The sequence below is a fragment of the Perlucidibaca piscinae DSM 21586 genome (assembly GCF_000420045.1).
GTDB lineage: Bacteria > Pseudomonadota > Gammaproteobacteria > Pseudomonadales > Moraxellaceae > Perlucidibaca > Perlucidibaca piscinae.
Genome location: NZ_ATUE01000001.1, coordinates 1 through 3,305 on the forward strand (window position 1 = coordinate 1; position 3,305 = coordinate 3,305).

The following is a 3,305-nucleotide window of genomic DNA, read 5'->3' on the forward strand; positions in this document are numbered from 1 at the left end:
CAGAAGTGAAACCACTCAGCGCCGATGATAGTGTGGCATTCGCCATGTGAAAGTAGGTCATTGCCAGGCACCTAATGCACGAACCCTCAACCGTAAAACGGTTGGGGGTTTTTGCTTTTCAAGGCCTGTGCTAGCGTGCACCGGCCTGTTGCCCGGACTGCCCCATGGATTTCACTCTGCTTTCGCGGTTGTCATCACAGCATTTCGTTTCCGGCCAGGAGCTGGCCGAGGAGGCGGGCTGTACGCGGGCAGCCATTGCCAAGCGGGTCGCCGCCTTGCGCGAGGCCGGCGTGCTTGTCGAGGCACGCTCGCGGCATGGCTATCGACTGCTGCATCCCTATGACTGGTGGTCTGCGCAAGCGCTGCAGGCCCGTGGCGCTCACAGTCACGAGATTCATGTCCTGCCCGCCATCGATTCGACCAATCTCTGGATGCGCACGCAGCTGCAGGGGGGCTCTCCAGGGGCCATGCTGACAGCCGTGACGGATTTTCAGCGTGCAGGCAGAGGTCGGCGCGGGCGCCAATGGCTCAGTCTGCCCGGACGCCAGATCACGGTGTCATGGGGCTGCTGCAGCGCCTCGGCGCCGTTTGTCTGGCTCGGCGCCGCCCTGGCCGTGGGTGTTGAAGTGGCGGAGGTGCTGCGTGCCCAGGGCTGGCCGGTCCAGCTGAAATGGCCCAATGATCTCTGGCTGGATGGTCGCAAGCTGGGCGGCATCCTGGTGGAAATGGATGCCATGGCCGAGGGGCCCACCCGTCTCGTGATAGGTCTCGGGATCAACGAGCATGTGCTGCCCGAGGAGGCCGCCAGTCTTGAGCGCGAGGTGGCGGCGCTGTCGGACTGCAAGCAATCGTGGGATCGCCATCAGCTTCTGCTGCTGCTCGATGAGCGCGTGCGTGCGCTGCTGCAGACGTTTCCGGTTGCCGGCCTGTCAGCCTGGCATGCGCGCTGGGGCCGTCTCGATGCCCTGGCCGGGCAGGCTGTGCGTTTCGAGCTGGACGGCGTCTGGCATGAAGGGGCGGCAGCAGGCATTGATGCGCAGGGCGCGTTGCAGGTTCGACTTGCCAATGGGCATCTGCATGCCTGCCATGCCGGTGAGGTCAGCGTGAGGCCGCAGTCATGAGGTTGTTCATCGATCAGGGCAACAGCCGGTGCAAGTTCTGGTGGCTGGATGCGGACAACGTGGTTGTGCGGGAGCTCACGGTGCCGGACCCGCAGATGCTGTCGCAGCAGTCGCCGACGGCGGTGGCGCAGGTCGCTATCAGCAGCGTGGCCCAGCCTGCGCAGCGCGAGGCCTTGCAGCGAGCGCTGGGCCAGCATTGTCCGGCGGCAGCCGTGCATTGGGCGCGTGTGGATTGCCGGCGCATGCCCACGCGCTACCGTCAGCCCGAGCGCCTCGGCGTGGATCGCTGGCTCGCGGCACTGGCATGCCGTGAGACCGGTGTCGCGACCGTGGTGGTCGACGCCGGCACGGCGCTCACGGTGGACGCCGTCAGTGTGGCGGGCGAGCATCTGGGGGGCTACATCCTTCCCGGTCTGGCCTTGCAGCGCAAGGCGCTGGCCGACCATACCGCGCAGGTGCAGTTCCCGGAGAGCGACTGGTCCGGCCCTGACTGGGGCATGGATACGGCGGCTGCCGTGGGGCATGGCAGCCTGCTGGCCATGGTGTCGCTGATCGCGGCCGCCCAGCAGCGTCTGGGTGCGGAGCAGGGCGTTGACGTCGAGCTGGTGCTGACTGGCGGTGATGCCGGCATCTTGCAGACGTGGTTGCCGGAGGCGCAACATCGACCCCACTTGCTGCTGCGGGGGCTGCAGCGTTATCTGGCGGCAGAGGAATCTGACGAGGTCGGCCTGCGGGCCAAGGATTGAGACATGAAGGCGCTGCTTGTGGTGGTGTGGCTGGGCGTGCTCTGGCTTGCGGGTCTGATCTGGATGGCGTCCGGGACGGTTGCCGTGCCGGAGTCGCGGGTCGCTGCCGAGGCGTCACTGGATCTCTGGCCGGGCCAGGATCAGGCGCTGACCGACGCACGGCCCGAGGCAGCGGACGAGGTGAGCCCCGAGCCCGTGGCGCAGCCGGTGGCGCAATCTGCTGACGCGGACGTGCCCGTCGTGCGCGGTCCGATGACGCCTCCTGCAGCGTCGGCGACGCCGGCTGACACGACGCCGACTACGGCTTCAGCTTCAGCCCCGAAGCAGCAGGATGCCCTTGCGGCAGCGGCGCAGGCCAAGATCGACAAGCTGCGTGCCTTGCAGGCGGCTCGCGCCGAGGTGGGCGCAGCCGTGGTCGCGCAAGAGGCAGCGCCGGCCGCGAAGGCAGTCGCGCCGGCATTGCGCGTGGTGCCCGGTACCTGCTCGCGGCTGGGCCTGTTCCCGGATGCGAACTGGGCGACGCGGGTTGTCGGTCTGCTGCTGCCGGGCGAAGTGCCCTCGGGTGTGCGCTGGCGCATCCTGCCGGTGCAGGGCAAGGGCTACTATCTGGTTGTGCGCGGGCTGTCCGTGGAGGCACTTTCCGAGCGTCTCGAGAGTCGGCGTCCGACCCTGGGCAAGCTGGTCTCGACCTCGGTTCGCCCGGAGTCGTGCGCATAATTCCGCAGTCGTGTCGGATCGATCAAATAAAGCCCAGTCCGCTGTTGTTCCTGCCGATGTTTTTCTCTAAACTTCGTCGCCTTGTTGACAAGCGCCGGTATAGCTCAGTTGGTAGAGCAACTGACTTGTAATCAGTAGGTCGTGAGTTCGAGTCCCACTGCCGGCACCAGCAGTGCCGCGTCTTCCTGAATATTTGTGAATAACAAGCAGGCAGGAAGTGTTGACAAGGAGCGTGCGCAAGGCAAGAATGCGCACCCTCGCGTGGGTGGGATTCCCGAGCGGTCAAAGGGATCAGACTGTAAATCTGACGCGAAAGCTTCGAAGGTTCGAATCCTTCTCCCACCACCATTTACGCCGTTCGCGGCAAAAGACGCGGGTATAGTTTAGTGGTAGAACCTCAGCCTTCCAAGCTGATGGTGCGGGTTCGATTCCCGCTACCCGCTCCAGCCGAGAGGCCGGAGTGAAACGACAGGCTCATATAGCTCAGTAGGTAGAGCACTTCCTTGGTAAGGAAGAGGTCACCGGTTCGAGTCCGGTTATGAGCTCCATATTTCAAGGCAATCGTCATGCGGCGGTTGCCTTCATTTATTGGCAAATGGGCGCTGATAGCGCGTGTAGGAGTGAGTCATGGCAAAGGCAAAGTTTGAACGCAACAAGCCGCACGTGAACGTCGGCACCATCGGTCACGTTGACCACGGCAAGACCACCCTGACCGCAGCAA

The 3,305-nt window shown here is 64.6% G+C and carries 4 protein-coding genes and 4 tRNA genes; all 8 read left to right on the forward strand.

Annotated elements, in window-relative coordinates; all coding sequences use genetic code 11:
- Positions 1 to 164: 164 nt before the first annotated feature.
- On the forward strand, positions 165 to 1,121 hold the full coding sequence (locus F595_RS0100005; protein WP_022652403.1) for a biotin--[acetyl-CoA-carboxylase] ligase: 957 nt from the start codon (positions 165 to 167) through the stop codon (positions 1,119 to 1,121).
- Positions 1,118 to 1,867 (forward strand): type III pantothenate kinase, encoded by a 750-nt coding sequence (locus tag F595_RS14025; protein WP_084682757.1) that lies wholly within the window; start codon positions 1,118 to 1,120, stop codon positions 1,865 to 1,867. Before F595_RS0100005 ends, F595_RS14025 begins: the two co-directional genes overlap by 4 nt.
- Before the next feature lie 3 nt (positions 1,868 to 1,870).
- Positions 1,871 to 2,584: a hypothetical protein gene (locus F595_RS14030; protein WP_022954819.1), complete on the forward strand. Its 714-nt coding sequence runs from the start codon at positions 1,871 to 1,873 to the stop codon at positions 2,582 to 2,584.
- Between the two features lie 93 nt (positions 2,585 to 2,677).
- Positions 2,678 to 2,753 (forward strand) — tRNA-Thr (locus F595_RS0100020).
- A gap of 95 nt (positions 2,754 to 2,848) precedes the next feature.
- Positions 2,849 to 2,932 (forward strand) — tRNA-Tyr (locus tag F595_RS0100025).
- A gap of 24 nt (positions 2,933 to 2,956) precedes the next feature.
- Positions 2,957 to 3,030: transfer RNA gene (locus tag F595_RS0100030), tRNA-Gly, on the forward strand.
- A gap of 26 nt (positions 3,031 to 3,056) precedes the next feature.
- Positions 3,057 to 3,132, forward strand: a tRNA-Thr gene (locus F595_RS0100035).
- Positions 3,133 to 3,211: 79 nt separating this feature from the next.
- Positions 3,212 to 3,305, forward strand: a 94-nt coding sequence (locus tag F595_RS14325) for a GTP-binding protein (protein WP_017397055.1), incomplete at its 3' end; no start/stop codon positions are given.

What these genes read in the sequence shown, in the direction of transcription:
- F595_RS0100005 (WP_022652403.1), top strand. Translation starts at nt 165, where the DNA reads ATGGATTTCACTCTGCTTTCGCGGTTGTCATCACAGCATTTCGTTTCC.
- F595_RS14025 (WP_084682757.1), top strand. Translation starts at nt 1,118, where the DNA reads ATGAGGTTGTTCATCGATCAGGGCAACAGCCGGTGCAAGTTCTGGTGG.
- F595_RS14030 (WP_022954819.1), top strand. Translation starts at nt 1,871, where the DNA reads ATGAAGGCGCTGCTTGTGGTGGTGTGGCTGGGCGTGCTCTGGCTTGCG.